Below are 21,734 nucleotides of genomic sequence, written 5' to 3' on the forward strand. Positions count from 1 at the left end.
AATCGTGTGGGATCGGCAGCGTCATCAGGTGCGGATCCCCACACGGTCCGCTCAGTGTGCCTCTCGACAGGCCACTAGGCCGTCCCCACCAACGCGTGCGGCACGTCGCAGGTGGCCGCGTCGACCGGGTCGGCGACCAGGTAGACGTAGTAGACGGAGGTTCCGGCGGGCAGATGGTGCCACTGGGCGACGGGGCCCACGGCTAGTTGCAGCGTGTGCTCGCCAGCCACGGACTTGGTCAAGCAGAGCGGGACCTGCGCGGTCGTCGGACGCTCGGTGCCCCAGTCCTCCTGCCGTGCCGCACGCCGATAGGCGGCCACCACGAACTCGATCGGGTGCTCGCTGCGGTAGTCGACCTGGGCCGTGGTCAGGCCCGGCCGGTAGTAGCGCCGGCACTTCACACCGGATTCTCCGGTGCAGATCGACTCGGCGCTGGGGGGCGACGAGCAGGCCGATCACCAGGAACAGGGCGGCGAAGGACCCCGTGACGTACGCGACCACCCGCCCCCGGCTGTACGGCACCGGCTCAGGGTAGCCAGCAGGCGGGCGGGTCAGTCGGGGGTGTTCGTCATGCTCCAGGCGGCGCGTTCCAGGTAGTCCCACAGCACCGACTCGTAGGCCGGGGCCAGGTTCAGCGACTGGACGGCGACCCGCATGTGCTTCAGCCAGCGGTCCCGGGCGTCGGCGTTCACCACGAACGGAGCGTGCCGCATCCGCAGCCGGGGATGCCCGCGCTGGTCGCTGTACGTCGTCGGGCCGCCCCAGTACTGCTCGAGGAACAGGGTGAGCCGCTCGATGGCCGGGCCGAGGTCCTCCTCGGGGTACATCGGCCGCAGCACCTCGTCCTGCGCCACGCCCTCGTAGAACTTCTCGACCAGGGCGTGGAACGCCTCGTGGCCGCCGAAGGCCTCGAAGAACGTGACCTGCTGCTCCTCACTCACGTCGTCATCCTCTCAGGCGCCGGACTACGGTTTGCGGGTGGTCGACGTCCTCCCGCTGTACCGGCGGCTGTCCTGGCTGCCCGGTGGGCGGCGGCTGTTCTCGTGGGGCTACGCGCGCGCCGCGCCGTACTTCCGGACGATCAGCCCGTACGTGGCCCGGCTGGAGCCGCACCGCGCCGACGTGGTGATGGCCGACCGGAAGGCCGTGCACAACCACATCGGCACGGTGCACGCGATCGCGCTGTGCAACGGGCTCGAGGCGGCCATGGGGGCGCTGGCCGAGGCCACCGTGCCGACGGGGATGCGCTGGCTGCCCAAGGGGATGACGGTCGAGTACCTCGCGCCGGCCCGCGGCCCGGTCACCTGCATCGCCCGGACGACGGGCGCCGACTGGGCGGGCGCCCCCGACGTCCCGGTGGCGGTCGAGGCGGTGCTGGACGACGGCACGGTCGCCGTGCGCGGGACGATCCGGCTCTGGGTCACGCCGCGGCGCTAACCCTGGTCGATGCCCTCGGCCTCGAGGCGCGTCGTGATCCGCCGGCGCAGCTCGCGCGCCACCGGCCACTGCTTCAACGGCCTGGTCTTCACGACCACCCGGATGGTCAGGCCGTCCTTGGTCATCGTCTCGACGCCCCAGACCTCCGGATCGCCCAGCAGGGCGTTGGTGAAAGCCGGGTCCTGGCGCATCTTCTCGCCCTCCTGGCGGAGGAGTTCCTCGACGTGCGAGACGTCCACCCCGTGGGCGACGCCGACGTCGACGACCGCGCGGGCCCAGCCCTGGGACTTGTTGCCGACGCGCAGGATCTCGCCGTTGCGCACGATCCACATCGTGCCGTCGACCGCGCGGATCCGGGTGACCCGCAGGCCGACGGCCTCGACGGTCCCGTCGACGTCGTTGCCGACATCGATCACGTCACCGACCCCGTACTGGTCCTCGACGATCATGAAGAGTCCGGCGAGTACGTCCTTGACCAGCGACTGCGCCCCGAAGCCCAGCGCGACGCCGACGACGCTGACGCTGGCCAGCAGGGGAGCCACCGACCAGAAGATCTGCAGGATCATCAGGGCCGCGAGGCCGAACACGAGGGCGGAGGTGACCGACTGCAGCACCGAGGCCAGCGTGCGGGCGCGCAGGATTCGCCGGTTGATCAGTTCGGCGGTGGTGGCCGGGTCGCCGTTGGTGATCCGGTTGACCGTGCGGTTGATCAGCTTGTGCAGCCAGCGGCGCACCAGGATCGCGATGGCCAGGATGACGACGACCTGGATGATCGGGCCGAGGATCACGTCGGCGGCCTGGGCCCAGTTCGCATTGTTGGTGACCTTGTGCACGAATCCGCACAGACTGGCCTCGTCCTTGTCGCACGAGTTGGCGGACAGCAGGGCGGACACCGACGACACAGGGTGGAGCACGACGAACCTTCCTCACGAGGACTGCGGTCGCGCTCCACCCTCTCACCGTCGGCTCACGACGCGGGGTAGGGCCCCCAGGCGTCCTTGCGCGCCACGGACGGCTTCTTCCCCAGCTGTCCGGTACGCACCAGGCTGGCCAGCGTGTCCATCACGACGCGCGCGCTGATCAGCGAGGTCTGCTCGGCCCAGTCGTAGGGCGGGGAGCACTCGACGATCTCCATCCCCGAGATGCCGCCCTCGGCGATGCCGCGCACCAGGGCCAGCGCCTCACGGGGGAGCAGGCCGCCGGGCTCGGGCCAGCCGGTACCGGGGACGAAGCCGGAGTCGATCACGTCGATGTCGAACGAGAGGTAGACCGCCTTGGCGCCCTGCCAGGCCAGCTCGAGCGCGGTCTCGATGATCTTCTCGACGCCGACCCGCTCGACGTCGCCGACGGTCATGACCGTCGTCCCGCGGGCCCGCCCGACCTTCACCCCCGCCCGCGGCGCCTGCCAGCCGCCGATGCCGATCTGCACGAGGTTGGTCGGCGGCGCGTTCTTGATGTCGGTCGCGTGGAACCACGGCGTGGTGTGCATCCGCTCGTCGAGGTCGAGCTCCTGGGTGTCGACGTGCCGGTCGAAGTGGATGATGCCGATGTTGCCGTCGACGTAGGGCGCCAGGCCCCGGATCGTCGGGTAGCCGATCGAGTGGTCCCCGCCCAGCACGACGGGAAAGACGTTCTGGGACATGACGTGCGCCATGCCCTTCGAGATCTGGTCGAAGCTCTTCTCCAGGTTTCCCGGGATGGCGAAGATGTCGCCGATGTCGACCATGTTCAACTGCTCGCGCAGGTCGACACCGAGTTCGTAGTTGTAGGTGCCGAAAAGGTTCGTCGCGCGCCGGATTCCCTGCGGGCCGAAGCGGGTGCCCGGCCGGTAGGTGGTGCCGGCGTCGAGCGGGGCGCCGAAGATGGCCACCTCGGCGTCGCCGATCTGGTGCACGTCCTCGACGTAGGGGCACTTCAGGAACGTGCCGCGCTCGCCCGAGAAGTGCGGGATCTCGCCCCGGGCGAACGTCGGGATGTTCTTGTCGGTCAGGGAGTCCGCGCCCGGCAGTCCGTAGGCCAGGGCGCGCTCGACCTCCTCCTGCCAGCGCCGGTCGGACAGCTTCTCCTCGGCCTGCTGGGCCCAGTGGCCCTGCTGGTCGACGCGCTCCTCCAGCGCCTCGGGGGAGTAGTCGGGGCCGGTGGGTTCGCTCATGGTGGGTGCCTCTCGGGACGGGCGCGCACGGGCGCGCCGAGGTGGTCGGCAGATGCGCGCGCACGCGCGCGACCATGCCCTGATTCGACGGCCCGCGGGGCCGCAGAACCACGACGTACACCGGGGGTGGACGTCGGGTATCCCGCGGAAACAGTTGCCGGGCAGAGGATTGCACCTCGGCACCGAATTTGGCGAGCCCCGGCCGACGTCACGACATCGATACGGCCGCGACCCGAAACCGAAACCTGGGGCTGGCTCACTCGTACGTGATCCGTCTGACGACGGAGCGCGTCTAGGGTTCCGCCGCCCGGCCTCGGGGGCCGGGCGGGCTGGTCCGAGAGATGCACACGGTGTGTCGCAGCGCCGTGCCACGGCGGGACAAAAGCCCGGGAGGCCCATCTTCGGATCGGTGGCCCCCGCGCCGCCGGAGTCAGGCCAGGTGAGTCCGACCATGAGTCTTGATCCGGATCTTCAGCACCACCAGATCTCCAACCCGGTCGAGGCGCACGACCTCCACGACCTGGGCTACGAGCAGGAACTCGAGCGCAACATCGGTACGTACGAGTCGTTCGCCGCCGGGTTCAGCTTCGTCTCCATCCTCACCACGGTCTTCCAGCTCTTCGCGTTCGGCTTCTCGTTCGCCGGCCCGGGGTTCTTCTGGACCTGGCCCGCGGTGTTCCTCGGCCAGCTCTTCGTGGCCTTCCAGTTCGCGGAACTGTCTGCGCGGTGGCCGATCTCGGGAGCGATCTACCAGTGGTCGACCCGGCTCGGCGGCCGGATCTGGGGTTGGGTGGCCGGCTGGGTGATGCTGGTCGCGCAGGTCGTGACGGTGGCCGTGGCCGCCATCGCCCTCCAGGTCGTCCTGCCCGCGCTCTGGTCGGGGTTCCAGTTCATCGGTGACGACCCCAGTCTCACCTCGAAGTCGGGCTCCACGAACGCCGCCGTCCTGGGGATGATCCTGCTGGCGATCACCACGACGATCAACGCGATCAGCGTGAAGCTGATGGCCGTGATCAACAGTGTCGGGGTCACCTGCGAACTGGTCGGCGTCACCCTGCTCATCGTCGCGCTGCTGTCGAAGTCCGAGCGCGGGCCCGGAATCGTCTTCAACACGGGCGGTCTCGGCACCGCCGGCTACCTGCCCGCGCTGCTCGTGGCCAGCTTGATGGCCGGTTACGTGCTGGTCGGGTTCGACAGCGCGGCCGAGCTGTCCGAGGAGACCAAGGACGCCCGAGGGACGGCGCCCCGCACCATCCTGCGGGCGCTCAGCTTCTCCGGGTTGTTCGGTGGGCTGCTCCTGCTCGCGGCCCTGATGGCCTCGCCGTCCACGAAGGTCGACAGCGACGTCTCGGTCGGGGGCATGGCCTACATCGTGACCGCCCGGCTCGGCGACGTGCTGGGCCGGGTGTTCATCGCCGACGTCGTGATCGCCGCGTGCGTCTGCACTCTCGCCATCCAGGTAGCCACCACGCGGATGATGTTCTCGATGGCCCGCGACCGGGCGCTGCCCTTCTCGACCTACCTGAGCAAGGTCTCGCCGCGCACCCACACACCGATCGGCCCGGCGGTGGTGGTCGGCGTCCTGACCATGGCGGTGCTGGTCCTGAACATCTTCCAGCCGGCCATGTACACGGCCCTGGCCAGCGTCTGCATCATGCTGCTCTACATCGCCTACCTGATGGTGACGGCGCCGCTGCTGCTGCGCCGGTTCCAGGGATGGCCGGAAGTCGGTGCCCCGCAGGCGAAGACCGCCACCGGCAAGGAGCTGTTCCGCCTCGGCCGGTGGGCGCTGCCGCTGAACGTGCTGGCGGTCGTGTGGGGTGTCGCGATGACGATCAACCTCGCCTGGCCGCGCCGCGACGTCTACAACCCCGACTTCGTCGGTCCGGAACACTGGTACCTGCAGTACTTCGCCTTCGTGTTCCTCGGCTTCACCCTGCTGCTCGGGGCCGTGGCCTACCAGGTGGTGAAGGTCCAGAACCAGCAGGTCCTGGACGCCCTCGACCCCGACCTCAACCCCGAACCCGCCTGACCCAACCCTCTTCGTGATCATGGAAACTTCTAGTCACCAGAGCCGGGTGTGAATCTTCGGTGCCATGCCGAGGGCTTCTCCGACGCCGCGTTCGAAGGCGAGGGAGGGTCCGAGGATGAGGGCTTTGCCGACGGGGGCGATCTGCCATTTCCAGTCGCGGTAAATGTGCTCGCGGCGTTTCGCGTCTCGGGTGCGGTCCGGGCGTTCGGTGTGGAATTCCTCGCCGTCGTACTCGTAGGCCTGGCGGATGTGGCGGTAGCCCATGTCGAGGCGATAGATCTCGCGGCCGTGTGAGTCGTAGAGCTTGATCTGGGGTTCGGGGGGTGGGAAGCCGGCGTCGGCGATGCGGAGTTTCGTCCAGGATTCGCCGATGGATTCGGTGCGGGGGTCGACGAGGGTGGCCAGGCGCCTGGCTTGGGCGACTCCGCGTGAGCCGCGGAAGCGTTCGATCTCGTCGCCGAGGTGGGCGGGTACGAGGAGGCCGGCGTGGGCGAGGGCATCGGCGGCGCCGAGACCCATGTGGGGAGGTAGCCAGCGCAGCAGGTCGACCGCCGTGCGCAGGGGTGTCGTGACCGGAACCCTGCCGATATCGGTCAGATCCTCGTCGTCGAGCGGTGCGACGTAGCAGCGCAGGCCGGGTCGGCGGACGGGTTCCCTTCCCACGGGCACGGTGCACTCCAGCGCCAGGGACCTGGTGTGTTCTCCGGGGGCTCGGGCGTCGACGCCCCACAGCCAGGCAGCGGTGCGACGCGAGGCTGCGGCCCCCGACGGCAGGGCCAGCGCGAGGCAGGCGGCCTTGTCCTCGACGGTCTCAGGGTGTGCCCCCACGACGTAAACCCCGAACAGGACCTGGCTGACCAGACCTCGTCGGACCAGCGTGCCCAGCCAGTGCGCAGGCAGCCCGTGAGCTTCAGCCTGCGCTCGAGTGAACGGCCCGTTGCTGAGTCGCAGCAACGCCTGTGTCTGGAACGCCTCCCCGAGAACCACTCATCGATAATCCCGGCCCGCAGAGGCGACGAGAGAAGTTATCCACAGCCCGCGGCTCTATCGCCAGACTAGAAGTTTCCATGATCACGAGGAGGGGGTGGGGAGGGGGGAGAAGGGGAGGCCGGTGCGGGCGGCCATGAAGGTCATCGTGTCGGTCGAGAGGGCCACGGTGCGGGAGAGGGCCCGGGCGCCGTGGCCGACGTCCTTCTCCCGCCGCACCAGGATCGGCGCCGCGTCCACCGGGGCGGACGTCGCGTGCTGCAACGCCGCCGCCAGCTTGCGGGCGTGCAGCGGGTCGACCCGGCTGTCGCCGTCGAAGATCGTGAAGAGAACCGCCGGATAGGCGGTTCCGGACACCGTTCGGTGGTACGGCGAGTACGCGTACAGCCAGCCGAACTCCTCGGCCACCTCGGCCGAGCCGTACTCCACGTTCCAGGTCGCGCCCAGGCCGAACCGCTCGTAGCGCACCATGTCGAGCAGGGGCGCCGAACACACCACGGCGGTGAAGAGCTCGGGCCGCTGCGTCACCGCCGCCCCGACCAGCAACCCGCCGTTCGAGCCCCCGGAGATCGCCAGCCGGTCGCTCGTGGTCCAGCCTGACGCGACGAGATACTCAGCCGCGCAGTGGAAGTCGTCGAAGACATTCTGCTTGTTCCCGAGCATCCCGGCGCGGTGCCACTCCTCACCCTCCTCGGACCCGCCGCGCAGGTTGGCCACGGCGTAGGCGCCGCCCGCCTCGGTCCAGGCCAGGATCGTCGCCGAGTAGCCCGGCGTCATCGGCACGCCGAACCCGCCGTACCCGTAGAGCACCGTCGGCATCGGGGCCAGCGGCGAACCGTCGTCGGCGAGCAGGTCGGCGCGGGCCGTGACGAACATCCGCACCGTCGTGCCGTCGAGCGACTCGTACGAGACCTGCCGCGTCACGACGTCCGGCACCGAGACCGTCCCGGGTGGCGACGAGTACAACGACACCTCACCCGTCCGCCCGTCGAGCCGGTACACATGCGGCGGCGTCACGTGGTCGGTGTAGCTGAACCACACCTCGTGACCACCCTCCGGGCGGCCGACCAACCCGCCCACGGAGCCGAGCCCGGGCAGCGTGACCGACCCGCGGTCGCCGTCCAGGCGCGAACCGTCGGAGGCGCGGTGCACCGAGATCTCCGACACCGCGTGCCGGGTCCACCCCGCCATCAGCAGAGGCGTTTCCAGCTGCGGGCCGTCGAGCACCGCGTAGTCCTCGAGCACCGCGGTCGCGTCGTGCGGGATCAGGTCCACCCAGTGCTCGCGCCCGGGTGTCGCGGGCGACGTCACGCACAGCCGGCCGCGCGGCGCGTCGAGGTCGGTGAACACGTACAGCCGCCCGTCGCGCCCGACGTGCGCGCCCACCTGCGCGTCGAGACCCACCGCCACCGGCACGAACGGGGGCGACTCCGGGGAACTGTCGCGCAGGTCGGCGAGCCACACGTCGTTGCGGGGCGCCGTCCCGACCGCCGCCGAGACCACCAGCCACCGCCCGTCGCGCGACAGCCCGACCCCGAAGTACGTGCGCGGGTCGTGCCCGTCGCCGAACACCTGCACGTCGGACTCCGGGTCGGTGCCCAGCCGGTGCAGCCACACCCGCCGGTGGTACTGCTTCTCGTCCTCGGGCAAACCCTCGGGCGGCAGGCGCCGGACGTAGAAGAAGGCGTCCTGCCCCGGCAACCACGACACGGGCGAGTACCGCGCCCGGTCGATCGGCCCGTCCACCACCTCACCGGTCACGACGTCCAGCACCCGCAGCACGCTCTCCTCGGTGCCGCCCTCCGACACCTGGTAGGCCAGCAGGGTGCCCTCGCGGTTCGGCTGCCAGGCGTCGAGGGTGGTCAGCCCGCCCGGGTCGAGCGTGATCGGGTCGAGCAGCACCCGCGGCTCGGCGTCCGGGGTGTCGCTGACGTGCAGGACGCCGTGCTCCTGCTCGCCGGTGCGCCGCACGAAGAACCGCCGCTCGCCGCGCCAGACCGGCACGCCCACCACGCCGCCGCTCAGCAGTTCGGTCAACCGGGCCGACACGCGCTCCCGCCCGGGCCAGGACGAGGCGAACGACGTGAACAGCTCGTCCTGCGCGCTCGACCACGCCTCCGTGACCGGATCGCCCGCGTCCTCTAACCAGCGGTACGGGTCCGCGACGCTCACACCGTGTAGCGTCTCGGTCAGGTCGAGGCGCGCCGCGGTGGGGTACAGCCGGGGGGCGGGGTCGGGTGCGGTCATGGTCGGTGACCCTAACCCGGCCGTGTCCGCCTCGGCCTCTCGCGCGCAGGAGTCGGCGAGTGCCAGCCAAAGGGTTCTCTTGGGGGGTGGGCCGCCGGGGCGCTCAAGCCGCGGCCGGCCAGGTCCGATCTCACCCCTGACCGCGTGGGGGTTTCACCATCGCCGCAACCACCGGGCCCGATGCCGGGTCCATCACCGTCACGACCCGTCCCGCCGGAGCGGGGCCCGGCCGGCGGGCGGTGCTGTGCCGGGTGGGGGTGGTCGGCGCCGGGGACGACGGGTTCCTGGTCGCCCTCCCGCTGGAGCACGTCCGCGAGACGATGCGACCCCTGCCCGTCCGGGCGCTGCCGGGCCTGCCCCGGTTCGTCCCCGGGCTGGCGATGGTCCGCGGCCAGGCCACCCCGGTCGTCGACGCAGGTGCTCTGCTCGGCGTCCGGTCGCCGCGCGCGGGACGGTTCGTGAGCCTGGACGTCGGGAGCCGCACCGTGGCGCTCGCGGTCACCGAGGTCCTCGGCGTGCGCGACCTCGACGGCCTCGCCCCCCACCTCGGTGCCGACGGCCTCCCGCCCCTGCTGCGCACCCTGGACAACTCGGTGGTCGAGGCCGTCCGTGCCGTCGACAGTGACCTGCTGCTGGTACTGACCGCATCCGCGCTCGTGCCCGAGGAGACCTGGGCGGCCGTCTCGTCCGCCCCGGCGGGGGCCGCCTCGTGAAGGCGACCGCCGCGGCCCGGCCGGACGTCTACCGCCCGCTGGTCACCGAACTGCTCGGGCTGCGCCTGGACGACGACCTCGGCACCGAGCGCCTCGACCGTGCGCTGCGGCGCCGGTTCGCGGTCACCGGGACGACGGGCGCCACCTACCGCCGGCTGCTCACCGACGCCGGTGGGGACGAACTGCGGGCCCTGGGGCGCGAACTGACCGTCGGCGAGACGTACTTCCTGCGGCACGTCGAACAGTTCCGGGCCTTCGTCGACGAGGTGGTTCCCGACCGGGTGCGGGCTCACGCCGGGGTCGCGGGCGTGCCGAGGCTGCGGTTGCTGTCGGCCGCCTGCTCGACCGGTGAGGAGGCCTACTCGCTGGCGATCGCGATGCGTGAGAACCACCCCGACGTGGCCGCCGACATCACCGCGTGCGACCTGAACACCGACTCGCTGGCCAAGGCGCGTGCGGCCCGGTACACGCCGTGGTCGCTGCGCGCCGTCCCCGCGCAGACCCGGGAACGCTGGTTCCGCGGCCAGGGGCCGGACGTCGTCCTGGTCCCGGAGATCACCTCGGCCGTGACGTTCCGGTGGGCGAACCTGGCCGACGGCGGCGGGAGCGACCGGGACGACCCGGCCGACGTCTGGCGACCCTCCTGCTACGACGTGGTGTTCTGCCGCAACGTGATCATGTACTTCACGCCCGACGTGATGGTGCGCGTCCTGGCCCGGATCGCGCGCGCCCTGGCCCCGGGTGGCTACCTCTTCCTCGGGTCGGCCGAGACGCTGCGGGGGATCTCCTCGGAGTTCGAGCTGCGGGAGAGTCACGGCGCCTTCTACTACCAGCGGCCCGTGCACCGGCGGCCCGGCGGCCCGGCGCCGCTCACGGTCCCCGGCCGGGACCGCGACAGGGCCCGCGCCGCCGGCGGTCCCGGGGCGGCGGGCTGGTACGACTCGATCCGTACCGCGGCCGATCGGGTCACCCGGCTGACCGTGCTGCCGGCTGCGCGGCAAGCGGTCGAGGCGCCGCAGGGGGCGGGCCCGGCCTCGCCCGCCATCCCGCGGGGCCTCGAGAGTCCGAGCCTGGACATCGTCTTCGACCTGCTGCGTGAGGAGCGCTTCGGCGACGCGCTCACCGCCCTCGACCGGATGCCGGCGGACGGGGCGCCCGACGGGGTGGCCGACGAGGTGGTGCTGCTGCGCGCCGTGGTCCTGATGCACCTGGGCCGGTTCGCGGCCGCCGAACCCACCTGTCACCGCCTGCTCGGGGCCGGAATCCACACGGCCGGAGCCGAACTCGTGCTCGCGCTGTGCCGGGAGGCGGCCGGGGACCTGCCGGCGGCGGTCGCGCACTGCCGCGCCGCCCTGGCCGCCGACCCGGCCTTCGCGCTGCCCCACGTCCACCTGGCCCGCCTGAGGCGGGCCGTCGATCCCACGGACACCCGGGCCGCGGCCGAGCACCATGCCGCCGCCGCCCGCCTGCTGGCCTCCGAGGCCGAACGCCGGATCGTGCTGTTCGGAGGCGGTTTCGACCGGGAGGCGCTGACCGCGATCAGCCGGACGCAAGCGGGTGACCTGCCGTGAACGCCGGCGTCGGCGACGAGCCCGCCGCGGAGGCGTTCGGCCCGGGCGGCATCCTCACCCTGGCCGGCCAGCTGCGCGACGACTTCGACCGGACCTTCTCCCGGCCCGTCGTCCCGCCCCCGTCCGGGCTGGTCGACCTGCTCGCCCTGCAGGTCGGCACCGAACGCCTCGACATCCGCGTCGACGAGTTGTGCCGGGTCGTCACGGGGCCCGTGATCACCCGGTTGCCCAGCCCCGTCGCCGCCGTCCGTGGGGTGGCGCTGGTCGAGGACACGCTCGTCACGGTCTACGACCTGGGCGTGCTCCTCGGCCTGCCGGCCACCGCCGGCGGCCACCTGCTCACGTTCGCCGGCGAACCGGCCGTGGGCGTCACCGTCGATGCGGTGATCGCCCATCGGCGGATCGGTCCCCGGGTCGCCGCCCACGCTCCCATGGTCACCACCGAAGACCTGATCGAAAGGGTGAGATCCCTTGTCCACCGATGACATCGGCACTCCTGTCCAGGACTCCGCCCGCTCCGCGGGAGCCGGCGGGACGGGTCGCCTGCCGCACCCGCGCGGCCCGCTGTCCGACCCCGTGGCCGAGCCGGCGGGCCGCCCCGGCTGGACGTTCGGCCGGGCCCTGACCGCGGGATTCGCCGCCGTGGTGGCCATCAACCTGCTGGTGGGCCTGGTCAGCATCGGCGCGCTGCGTGACACGGTCGCCGAGAAGGACAAGGTGATCAACGTCGACACCCAGCTCGTCCTCGACGTGCAGAACCTGATCCGGATCCGCAACGAGCGGGCGGCCGCCAACCGGGCCTACCTGATCTCCGGTCAGCAGACGTACCTCGACGCCCAGTACGCGATGGACGCGCAGTTCGACGCGGAGATCGACGGTATCCGGAAGCTGGTGCACACCGACCAGACCCGGCAGCTGGTCGACGACATCGCCCGGCTGGAGGACCAGTTCCTGGTGGCCGACCGCCGGCCCGTCGCGCTGAAACAGGCCGGTGCCTCGCCGAAGGCCGTCGCCGCGGCCTGGAATGCGCTGACGGGCGACCGGGACACCCTCTTCGACAAGCTGAGCGAGCTCCAGCGGATCGAACAACGGCTGGCCGACGAGGGGAAGGCCGAGGCCACCCGCCGGGCCGACCGGGCGGCCTGGTTGCTGGCGGGCCTGTTGGTGCTGGGGATCGTGGCCGCGACCGCGCTGGCCGGCTGGCTGACCCGCCGGTTGCGGCGCCGGATCGGCGCCACGGTCAACGAGGTGCAGAGCGCCTCGGCCGAGCTGCAGGCCACGGCCAACCAGCAGGCCGTCGGGGCCCGCGAGCAGGCCACCGCGATGAACGAGATCTCCACCACCGTCACGGAACTGCTGGCCACCTCACAGCAGATCTCCGAGAGCGCCCAACGGGTCACCGGGGTCGCCGACCGGACGGCGCAGGCCGGTCGGGAGGGGCGGGCGACGGTGGGGAACGCGCGCGAGTCGATGGTCGAGATCCAGCGCCAGGTCGACGCGATCGTGCGGCACATGCTGGAACTGGGCGACAAGTCGCAGCGCATCGGCGCGGTCCTCGACATCGTCTCCGAACTGGCCGAGCAGACGAACATCCTGGCCATCAACTCCACGATCGAGGCGGCCGGCGCGGGGGAGTCGGGACGCCGGTTCGCCGTGGTGGCCGACGAGATCCGCAAGCTGGCCGACCGGGTCGGCGAGTCCACCAAGGAGATCCGCGAGCTGATCGACGTCGTCCGCGGGGCCGTCAACACCACGGTGATGGCCACCGAGATCGGTTCCAAGGCGGTCGCGTCCGGAGCCGCCCAGGTCGCGGACGTGTCGGTCTCGTTCGAGCAGATCGTCGGGCTGGTCGACACCACCACCGAGGCGGCCCGCGAGATCGAGCTGTCCACCAAGCAGCAGACCACCGCCGTCGAGCAGGTGAACCTGGCCGTCGCCAACGTCGCGCAGACCACGCGCGAGACCGAGGCGAGCTCCACGCAGACGCTGCAGACGGCGTCCCAGCTGCGGGTGCTGTCCACCCGGCTGAGCGCCCTCGTGGAGGCCGGTGCCCATGACCGGTAGCCCCCTCGCCCAACCGCCCCGCGACCGGTACCGCTACTTCCGGGTCGAGGCGCGGGAGCTGACGGACGCGCTCGCCACCGGCCTCGGCCAGCTGCGCGACCCGGCCAACGACCCCGAACCGGTGGTGCAGGCCCTGCTGCGCCACGCCCACACGCTGAAGGGCGCGGCGCGGGTGGTCGACGAGGCCGGCATCGCCGACGAGGCGCACGCGCTGGAGGAGCTGCTCGGGCCCTACCGGGAGGGCGGCCGGCAGGCGGCGGCGGTGGTGGAGGACGGCCTCGACCTGGTCGACCGGATGGTGCACCTGGTCGACGCGCTCGGCTCACCGGCGGCCGAGACGCCCTCCGCGGCCACCGGACCCGAGGTGCCGGAGACCGCAGAGCCCGTCGTCGAACGGGTCACGGTCCGGGCCGACCTGGTCGACGTGGACGAGGTGATCCGGACCGCCGGCCGGGGTGGTGACCAGGTGACGGTGCTGCGCTCGGTCGAGGCCCGCCTGGCCGGCTTGCGGGACCTGCCGGGGGCCGGTCCCGACCTGCTGGCCGGACTGGCCGCGGTGCGGCGCATCGTGTCGGGGGCCGCCGACCGGATGGAACGTGACCTGCGCCAGATCCACGACGGTGCGCAGAGGCTCCGGCTGGTAGCCGTCTCCGCGATCGCCCCGGACCTCGAGCGCGCCGCCCGCGACGTGGCCGGCGCCCAGGGCAAGCGCGTGGCCGTCGACGTGGTCGGCGGCCGGGTACGGCTGGACGCGCCCCTGCTGAGCGTCGTCCAGCCGGCCCTGCAGCAGATGGTCCGCAACGCCGTCGCCCACGGCATCGAGACCCCCGACCAGCGGCTGGCCGCCGGTAAACCGGTCGAGGGCCGGATCCGGGTCGAGGTCACGCTGGACGGGGCGCGGGCCCGCTTCCGGTGCCGGGACGACGGTCGCGGCGTCGATCTCGACGCCGTGCGGAACGCCTTGGCGGGCAAGGGGATCGCGGTACCGTCCGGGGCCTCGAGCGCGCAGCTGCTGGACCTGCTGCTGCGGGCCGGGGTGAGCACGGCCGAACGCGTCACCGAGGTGAGCGGCCGCGGGATCGGGCTCGACGTCGTCCGGGAGGCCGCGGACCGGCTCGGCGGACGGGCCCACCTGAGCACGGATCCCGGCCGCGGCACCACGGTCGAGCTGGTCACGCCGCTGTCCCTGACCGCGCGCGACCTGGTGGTGGTCGACGCGGGCCAGCCCGTCGGCGTGCCGCTCGACGCCGTGCGCCAGGTGGCCCGGGTGCCCGCGGCCGACGTGGTCGAGGGCCCGAACGGAGCCACCTGGATGTGCGAGGACGAGCCGCTGCCCTTCCTCTCGTTGAGCGCGGCCCTGGCCACCGCCGCGGGCGTCGCCGCGCCCACCCGCCGGGAGGCGCCGCCCGCCTGGTCGGTACTCGTCATGGAAGCGCCCGGCACAGAAGGCTTTCCGGGCGCCCGGGTGGCCGCCGCCGTGCCCCGCCTGCTCGGCACGGCCGAACCCGCCGTCCGTCCGTTGCCGCTGCTGACCCCGGCGACGGCGCTGGTCGCCGGCGTGTGGCTGGACGGCGACACGCCCCGGCTCGTGCTCGACCCGGCCGCCGTGGTCGCGGCGGCCACCCGGCGCGGCCCGACCCCCGCCGTCCCCGCGCCCCGCGCCCCCGTGCTGGTCATCGACGACTCGCTCACCACCCGGATGCTCGAGCAGAGCATCCTGGAGTCCGCCGGCTACCGGGTTGAGGTCGCGTCGTCCGCCGAGGAGGGCCTGGCCCGGGCCTCCCGGACCCGCTACTCCGTCGTCCTGTGCGACGTCGAGATGCCGGGGATGGACGGCTTCGGCTTCCTGGAGCAGGTCCGCTCCCGGCCCGAACTGCGTGACCTGCCCTGCATCCTCGTCACCTCCCGGGCATCGGCGGCCGACCGGCAGCGTGGCCTCGACGCCGGCGCCGACGCCCACATCGACAAGGGGCAGTTCCACCAGGGCGTGCTGCTCGAGACCATCCACCGGCTCCTGGAGGCGTCGTGACGCGCCCCTTCGGCGCGCCCTTCGGCGCGCCTGCCGCCGAGCGCGTCGTCCGGGCCCTGGTCGTCGACGACTCCGCCAGCGTGCGGGCCCGGATCGTCGAGGTGCTCGAGGCCGACCCGGGCGTCGAGGTGGTCGGCGTCGCCTCCGACGGGCAGACCGCGATCACGATGTGCGAGCAGCTGCGCCCGGACGTCGTGACCATGGACATGGTGCTGCCGGGGGTCACCGGGCTGGCCGCGACCGAGTACCTGATGGAGCACTGCCCGACGCCGATCCTCGTCCTCTCCTCCGCGGAGAACCGGGGCGAGCTGATCAGCACGGCGGCCGCCCTCGCGGCGGGGGCGGTCGACGTCCTGGACAAGCCGGACGGCAGCGTCCCGATGGAGGAGTGGGAGCGCAAGCTGCTCGAGGCCGTGAAGCTGGTCGCGAGGATCAAGGTGATCACCCACCTCGGCCTGCGCGATCCGCGGCACCACCCGCGGCCTCGGGTGCCGGCGCAGGGCTCGGCGGCCGGGCTCGACCCGGCGCTGCCGGGCCCGGGCTCCGGACCCGGCCGCCTCGACGGGCTGGCCGTGGTCGGGATCGGTGCCTCCACCGGTGGCCCCGGGGCGGTCGCCGCCGTCCTCGCCGCGCTGCCGCGCCCCTTCCCGGTGCCCGTGCTGATCACGCTGCACGTGAACGCCGCCTTCGTCGAGTCGCTGACCGACTGGTTGCGCACGGCGACCGGGCACGACGTGCGGATCGCCCACGGCGGCGAGGTCCTCGCAGGCCCGTCGGCCCGCGGGCTGGTCCTGGTCGCGCCCGCGGACAAGCACCTCGTCGTCCACCGCGGTCGCTCGATGCTCACCCACACCCCGCCCCGGCAGTCCTGCCGGCCGTCGGTGGACGAACTGTTCGAGTCGCTCGCGACCGAGTACGGACCGCACACGGCGGCCTGCCTGCTGACCGGGATGGGCCGGGACGGTGCGGCCGGGCTGCTCGCGATCCGCAGGGCCGGCGGGGCGACGGTCGCGCAGGACGAGGAGACGTCGGTGGTCTACGGGATGCCCCGGGAGGCCGTGCTGCGCGGTGCCGCCCGGTACGTGCTGCCGGTCGAGCGGGTCGGCGCCGCCCTGGCGTCGTTCGCCGGGCTGAACCTCACCGGTCCGCCTGCCGCGGCCCGGCCCGGGGAGGAGGTGCGCTGATGCGGGTGCTGATCCTGGACGACAGCCTGACCGTGCGGATGGACCTGCTCGAGGCCTTCGACGGCGCGGGCTGGTCGAGCTCACCCTGCGAGACGGTCGCCGAGGCCCGGAAGTTGTTGTCGCAGGAGGCTTTCGACGTCATCGTCCTCGACGTCGTGCTGCCCGACGGTGACGGGGTCGACGTCCTCGCGGAGGTGCGGGCGTCGCCGCTCAACTCAGGGGCCGTCGTCCTGATGCTGTCGGGTGAGGCCGAGGTGAAGGACCGGGTACGCGGCCTGCGCACCGGGGCCGACGCCTACGTCGCCAAGCCCTACGAGATCGGGTACGTGCTGGCCCGGGCGCGTGAGCTGGTGACCGCGAGGGCGCCGGCCGGGGTGGAGACCGGGGCCGCGCCGATCCTGGTGATCGACGACAGTCCCACCGTGTGCGCCCAGCTGGTCGAGGTGCTGGAGCGGGAGGGCTACCGGGTCGAGGTCGCCCACACCGGTGAGGAGGGGCTGCGGCTGGCCGCGGCCCGCCGTCCGCAGGCGATGCTGGTGGACGGCGTGCTGCCCGACATCGACGGGGCGACGGTGATCCGGCGGATGCGGCTCGACGCCGCGTTGCGCTCGGTGCCCTGTCTGATGCTGACCGGTTCGCAGCAGCGCAACGCCGAACTGCTCGCGCTGGACGCCGGGGCCGACGCCTTCGTGCGGAAGGAGCAGGACCTGACCGTCGCGGTGGCCAAGCTGTCGGCCCTGCTGCGCCGGGGGCAGGCCGACTCCGGGGTCGAGGAGCCGAGCAGCCTGCTCGCTCCGAAGAAGATCCTGATCGTCTCCGACGGCCATGCGCCCTTCTCGAAGTTGTTGCGGGGTGAGGGTTTCGAGGTCGTGACGGCCCGCTCGGGCGACGAGGCGCTGGAGCTGATCGGGATCGAGGCGGTCGACTGCATCCTGGTCGAGGAGGCACTGCCCGGCCCGGTCGACGGTCACGAGACCTGCCGCCGGGTCAAGGCCGTGCCCAGCGTCCGGGACGTGCCGATGATCATGCTCGCCGGGGCGGTCGGGCGCACCGAGCGGGAGGACCGGCAGGCGCTGGTCGAGGCGCTGGCCGCCGGGGCGGACGACTACCTGGTGGCGTCCGAGGAGTTCGGGGTGGTCGCCGCCCGGATCCGCGCCCAGCTGCGCCGCCGGCAGGTCGAGGACGAGAGCCGGCGCATCCGGGAGGAGCTGCTCTACCGGGAGATCGAGGCCGCCGAGGCGCGCGCCGACGCCCGGATCGCCCAGTCGCGCGCCGCCATGGTCGAGGAGCTGGAACGCAAGAACCGCGAGCTGGAGGCGTTCAGCTACTCGGTCTCGCACGACCTGCGCGCCCCGCTGCGCAGCGTCGACGGCTTCACCCACATCCTGCTGGAGAGCGTCGCCGAGCACCTGGACGACGACGGCCGGCACTACGCCGACCGGGTCCGGGCCGGGGTGGCCCGCATGTCGGAGATGATCGACGACATGCTGCAGCTGTCCCGGGTGGGCCGCGCGCAGCTGGAGCGGCAGGACGTCGACCTCGCGACGGTCGCCGACTCGGTGCTGGCCGAGCTGGCCGAACGCGAGCCGTCCCGCTCGGTGGCCGTGACGGTCGCCCGTCCGCTGCCCGTCAGCGCCGACCCGCGGCTGCTGCGGCACGTGCTGGAGAACCTGCTCGGAAACGCCTGGAAGTTCACCTCCCGCCGCAGCGACGCCCGGATCGAGGTCGGGGCCGAGGACCTGCCCGAGGGGCGCGCCTACTTCGTGCGCGACAACGGGGGCGGCTTCGACATGAACCACGCCGAGAAGCTGTTCGTGCCGTTCCAGCGGTTGCACAGCGAGTCCGAGTATCCGGGTACGGGCGTCGGGCTGGCCACGGTGAACCGGGTGATCGAACGGCACGGTGGCCGGATCTGGGCCGACTCCGTGCTCGGCGAGGGCGCCACCTTCCGCTTCACCCTCCCCACGCCCTGAGTTGATCATGCGCAAACGCATGACTCCCGCGTCGATCATGCGCAAACGCATGATGCGTTTGCGCATGATCAACGGAGGAATGCTGTGTTTGCGCATGATCACGACGGACGAGTCGGGCGTGTTACGGGTGCGGGCTGCGGGACGGCCGGGGCGGCGACTTCTGGCAGGATTCGACCCATGCTCGACCTGGACGCGCCGGTATCCGGTGACCTGGCCCGGCTGGCCGAGGCCTACCGGGTGTCGACCACGTTCGAGGACTGGCGCGGCGACGAGGTCACGGTGCTCACCCGCACCGTCGTCGCCGTGCTCGACGCGCTCGGCGTCCGCCTGGAGGTCGAGGACGACATAGCCGTCGAGCTCGAGCGCGTGCGGCTCGCGCCCTGGCGTCGGCTGCTGCCCGACGTCGTGGTGACGGTCCAGGGCGAGAAGGACGACGTCGCGGTGCACGTCGGGCAGGACGCCGCGGACGACGTCCGGGTGTGGCTCGAGCTCGAGACGGGTGGCCACACCGACGTCACCCGCGGCGAACCCCAGGCGAGCGAGGAGCTCGAGGGGGCGACCGTCGTCCGGGTGCCGTTCACCCCGCCCGCCGACCTCCCGCTCGGCTGGCACCGGCTGTGCGCCCGGGTCGGGGACGGCGAGCTCGTCGAGCGGCCCTACGTCGTCACGCCGGCCCGCCTGGAACCTCCCGCGCCCGGCCACCCGTCGTGGGGTTTCATGACCCAGCTCTACTCGGTGCGCTCGCAGGCGTCCTGGGGGCTGGGCGACCTGGGCGACCTCGGTGACCTGGCCTGGTGGAGCGCGGCCGAGCTCGGCGCCGACTTCGTGCTGGTCAACCCGCTGCACGCGGCCGAGCCGATCGCCCCCATGGAGCCCTCGCCCTACCTGCCCACCACGCGCCGGTTCTTCAACCCCGTCTACCTGCGGGTCGAGGACATCCGCGAGGTGGCGTACCTGCCTTCCACGGACCGTGCGGTGATCGAGTGGCAGGCCGAGGCGGTCCGGCCGCTGAACGCCGACCCGGCCCTGCTCGACCGCGACGAGGTGTGGGCGGCCAAGCTCGTCGCCCTCGAGGCGGTCTTCGAGCAGCCACGAAGCTCTGTGCGGGAGAGGGAGTTCCAGGCCTACAAGGCGCGGGAGGGGCAGGGTCTGCTCGACTTCGCGACCTGGTGCACGCTGGCCGAGCGCTACGGGCTGCCGACCACCCGCTGGCCACGGTCCCTGCTCGACGCGCGGGGCGCCGAGATCGAGTCCCTGCGCGGCGAGCTGGCCGGGCGCGTCGAGTTCCACTGCTGGCTGCAGTGGTGCCTCGACCAGCAGCTGGAGGAGGCGGCCCGGCGCGCGGCGGCCGGGGGCATGCGGCTGGGCGTCGTGCACGACCTCGCGGTCGGGGTGCACCCGGACGGCGCCGACGCCTGGGGCCTGGGACCGGCGCTGGCCACGGGCGTGACCGTCGGGGCCCCGCCGGACGCGTTCAACCAGCAGGGGCAGGACTGGTCGCAGCCGCCGTGGCGCCCCGACGGGCTGTCCGCGAGCGGCTACGCACCGTTCCGGGACATGCTGCGCACCGTGCTGCGGCACGCCGGCGGGCTGCGCGTGGACCACATCATCGGGCTGTTCCGGCTCTGGTGGGTGCCGCAGGGGGCGCACCCGTCGCAGGGCACCTACGTCTACTACGACCACGAGGCGATGCTCGGCATCCTCGCGCTCGAGGCGCACCGCGCCGGGGCCGTCGTGATCGGCGAGGACCTCGGCAACGTCGAACCCTGGGCCCGTGAGTACCTCACCAGCCGAGGCATTCTCGGGACGTCGATCCTCTGGTTCGAGCGCGATTACGAGGCCGGGAAACCCAAGCCGCCGCAGGACTGGCGCGAGCTGTCGCTGGCCAGCGTCACCACCCACGACCTGCCGCCCACCGCCGGTTACCTGACCGGCGAGCACATCGAGCTGCGTGACCGGCTCGGCCTGCTGACCCGCTCGGTGGCCGAGGAGCGCGAGGTCGACGAGGCCGAGCGCCGGTCGGTGCGCCACCAGCTGGAGGACCTGGGCCTCCTCGTGCGCGAGGGAGGCCCGACCGAACGCGAACAGGTCGAGGCCCTGCACCGGTTCCTCACGCTGACCCCGGCGCGGCTGATCGGGGTGTCGCTGGCCGACGCGGTGGGGGAGCGGCGGGCCATGAACCAGCCCGGCACCTCCGACGAGTACCCGAACTGGCGGCTGCCGCTGGCCGACGGTTCCGGGCGGCCGGTCCTGCTGGAGGAGATCGTGACCTCGCCGCGGGTCCGGGATCTCGCGAAAGCGGTCCGCCCCGAGGACTCGCGCTAGAGCAGTTCGTTGCGCCGCGCCACCGCTGCGGCCAGGGACGTCGTGCTCGCGGTCCGGTCCGCCTCGACCCTGCGGACCGCGTCCTGCAGACGGCCCTGGAGGACGGCGAGGGCGCGGGACTGCTCGCGGATCCGGCCCTGGACATGGATGTCGGTGAAGATGTTGTCGAACCAGATGTCCAGGGCGCGCGCCGTCGAGCCCACCGTCGGCCCCGCCCCCTCGACCGTCATGCCGACGTCGGCCAGCTCCTGACGAGCCTGCTCGAGCGAGGCGACCACGGCGCGGGTGGCCCGGTCGGCGTCATCGATGCGGTCGTGCTTGATGGCGCTGGAGATCAGCCCGCCACCGAAGAACGTGTCGTAGGTGCCCCAGCTCCCGGCCGAACGCAGCCGCTCCAGGGCGTGCCCGACGTGCGAGAGGGCCTGGTGCAGCGCGTGGTCGGCCTCGGCGAGTTCGCCCAGCCGGGCCCGGAGCCCCTCGGTCTCGGCCTCGAGCGCCTGGAACCGGTCGAGCAGTTCGCGGGCGGCCGGGTCGTCGGACGTGCGCAGTTCCGCCATCCGCTGCCTGGCCTCCAGTGCCGGCAGTTCGTCGGCGAGGGACGTCGCCCGTTCGAGGGCGCGGTTGGCCTCCTGCAGGCGGGTGCGGGCGTCGAGCACCCCCTGGACGGCGGCGTCGGAGGCCTGTTCCGCGAGCTGAGCCGCAGCGGCCGCGGCGTTCCGCTCCCGGCGGTAACGGCCGCCCAGCAACAGCTTCCACGCGTGCAGGGCGGGCAATCGGGTCCGCGACCGCTCACGCAGCGAGCTGCGATAGGCGGCGGCCTTCCCCTCGTACTGCGCCTGGGTCCGTTCCAGCGCCCGGTTCAGCCGCGCGATGTCCTCGCGCAGCTGCGGGATCCCGTCCCTGGCCTCGCGCGCCGTGCCGATCCGCCCGGCGAGCCCCCCGTCCGTCATGCCGCAGATCATGACACGGTCCTGATGACAGGGGTGATGGCAGCTTTCGTCGTCCCTTTCGACGCGTTCG

17 protein-coding genes and 1 riboswitch are annotated in these 21,734 nt (G+C 72.5%); of the genes, 10 read left to right on the forward strand and 7 right to left on the reverse strand.

Annotated elements, in window-relative coordinates; all coding sequences use genetic code 11:
* Nucleotides 1-74: 74 nt before the first annotated feature.
* Nucleotides 75-401, reverse strand: coding sequence for a hypothetical protein (locus ACIB24_RS07350; RefSeq protein WP_398277442.1), 327 nt, complete (start codon nt 399-401; stop codon nt 75-77).
* A 150-nt stretch (nt 402-551) separates the two neighbouring features.
* Entirely contained in the window at nt 552-941 is a 390-nt protein-coding gene (locus tag ACIB24_RS07355; RefSeq protein WP_398277445.1) for a globin, read from the reverse strand.
* A 37-nt stretch (nt 942-978) separates the two neighbouring features.
* Between ACIB24_RS07355 and ACIB24_RS07360 the strand changes: the two genes are divergently transcribed.
* Nucleotides 979-1,437: a hotdog fold domain-containing protein gene (locus ACIB24_RS07360; RefSeq protein ID WP_398277448.1), complete on the forward strand. Its 459-nt coding sequence runs from the start codon at nt 979-981 to the stop codon at nt 1,435-1,437.
* Here the strand turns inward: ACIB24_RS07360 and ACIB24_RS07365 are convergent.
* Nucleotides 1,434-2,351, reverse strand: a complete 918-nt coding sequence (locus ACIB24_RS07365; protein WP_398277451.1) for a mechanosensitive ion channel family protein — start codon at nt 2,349-2,351, stop codon at nt 1,434-1,436. The genes ACIB24_RS07360 and ACIB24_RS07365 overlap by 4 nt on opposite strands.
* Before the next feature lie 53 nt (nt 2,352-2,404).
* Complete coding sequence (locus ACIB24_RS07370; protein ID WP_398277454.1) at nt 2,405-3,589, reverse strand: agmatinase family protein; 1,185 nt, start codon at nt 3,587-3,589, stop codon at nt 2,405-2,407.
* 281 nt (nt 3,590-3,870) lie between these two features.
* A riboswitch (guanidine-I (ykkC/yxkD leader) is annotated at nt 3,871-3,984 on the forward strand.
* Nucleotides 3,985-4,040: 56 nt separating this feature from the next.
* Here ACIB24_RS07370 and ACIB24_RS07375 point away from each other — a divergent pair.
* The gene (locus ACIB24_RS07375) at nt 4,041-5,621 is read left to right on the forward strand and encodes an amino acid permease (RefSeq protein ID WP_398277457.1); all 1,581 of its coding nucleotides are present in this window, start codon (nt 4,041-4,043) and stop codon (nt 5,619-5,621) included.
* Between the two features lie 33 nt (nt 5,622-5,654).
* Here ACIB24_RS07375 and ACIB24_RS07380 read toward each other — a convergent pair whose 3' ends face one another.
* Both ACIB24_RS07380 and ACIB24_RS07385 read right to left on the reverse strand, forming a co-directional pair.
* Nucleotides 5,655-6,608: a type IV toxin-antitoxin system AbiEi family antitoxin gene (locus tag ACIB24_RS07380; protein ID WP_398277460.1), complete on the reverse strand. Its 954-nt coding sequence runs from the start codon at nt 6,606-6,608 to the stop codon at nt 5,655-5,657.
* Between the two features lie 84 nt (nt 6,609-6,692).
* Nucleotides 6,693-8,855: a prolyl oligopeptidase family protein gene (locus ACIB24_RS07385; protein WP_398277463.1), complete on the reverse strand. Its 2,163-nt coding sequence runs from the start codon at nt 8,853-8,855 to the stop codon at nt 6,693-6,695.
* A 251-nt stretch (nt 8,856-9,106) separates the two neighbouring features.
* Between ACIB24_RS07385 and ACIB24_RS07390 the strand changes: the two genes are divergently transcribed.
* The 8 genes from ACIB24_RS07390 (at nt 9,107) to malQ (ending at nt 20,714) form a co-directional block, all read left to right on the forward strand.
* On the forward strand, nt 9,107-9,568 hold the full coding sequence (locus ACIB24_RS07390) for a chemotaxis protein CheW (RefSeq protein WP_398277466.1): 462 nt from the start codon (nt 9,107-9,109) through the stop codon (nt 9,566-9,568).
* On the forward strand, nt 9,565-11,139 hold the full coding sequence (locus tag ACIB24_RS07395; protein WP_398277468.1) for a CheR family methyltransferase: 1,575 nt from the start codon (nt 9,565-9,567) through the stop codon (nt 11,137-11,139). Before ACIB24_RS07390 ends, ACIB24_RS07395 begins: the two co-directional genes overlap by 4 nt.
* Complete coding sequence (locus tag ACIB24_RS07400) at nt 11,136-11,624, forward strand: chemotaxis protein CheW (protein ID WP_398277471.1); 489 nt, start codon at nt 11,136-11,138, stop codon at nt 11,622-11,624. The genes ACIB24_RS07395 and ACIB24_RS07400 overlap by 4 nt, the downstream gene beginning before the upstream one ends.
* Entirely contained in the window at nt 11,611-13,203 is a 1,593-nt protein-coding gene (locus ACIB24_RS07405; protein ID WP_398277474.1) for a methyl-accepting chemotaxis protein, read from the forward strand. The genes ACIB24_RS07400 and ACIB24_RS07405 overlap by 14 nt, the downstream gene beginning before the upstream one ends.
* Nucleotides 13,193-15,232, forward strand: coding sequence for a hybrid sensor histidine kinase/response regulator (locus ACIB24_RS07410; protein WP_398277476.1), 2,040 nt, complete (start codon nt 13,193-13,195; stop codon nt 15,230-15,232). Before ACIB24_RS07405 ends, ACIB24_RS07410 begins: the two co-directional genes overlap by 11 nt.
* Nucleotides 15,229-16,416 carry a chemotaxis-specific protein-glutamate methyltransferase CheB gene (cheB, locus tag ACIB24_RS07415; RefSeq protein WP_398277478.1) on the forward strand — a complete coding sequence of 396 codons (1,188 nt, stop codon included), beginning with the start codon at nt 15,229-15,231 and terminating at the stop codon, nt 16,414-16,416. The genes ACIB24_RS07410 and cheB overlap by 4 nt, the downstream gene beginning before the upstream one ends.
* On the forward strand, nt 16,416-18,389 hold the full coding sequence (locus tag ACIB24_RS07420) for a response regulator (RefSeq protein ID WP_398277481.1): 1,974 nt from the start codon (nt 16,416-16,418) through the stop codon (nt 18,387-18,389). The genes cheB and ACIB24_RS07420 overlap by 1 nt, the downstream gene beginning before the upstream one ends.
* Nucleotides 18,390-18,566: 177 nt before the next feature.
* Nucleotides 18,567-20,714, forward strand: coding sequence for a 4-alpha-glucanotransferase (gene malQ / locus ACIB24_RS07425; RefSeq protein ID WP_398277484.1), 2,148 nt, complete (start codon nt 18,567-18,569; stop codon nt 20,712-20,714).
* Here the strand turns inward: malQ and ACIB24_RS07430 are convergent.
* Entirely contained in the window at nt 20,711-21,664 is a 954-nt protein-coding gene (locus ACIB24_RS07430; protein WP_398277487.1) for a hypothetical protein, read from the reverse strand. The genes malQ and ACIB24_RS07430 overlap by 4 nt on opposite strands.
* Nucleotides 21,665-21,734 lie beyond the last annotated feature (70 nt).

The organism is Spongisporangium articulatum (genome assembly GCF_044465595.1).
GTDB lineage: Bacteria > Actinomycetota > Actinomycetes > Actinomycetales > Kineosporiaceae > Spongisporangium > Spongisporangium articulatum.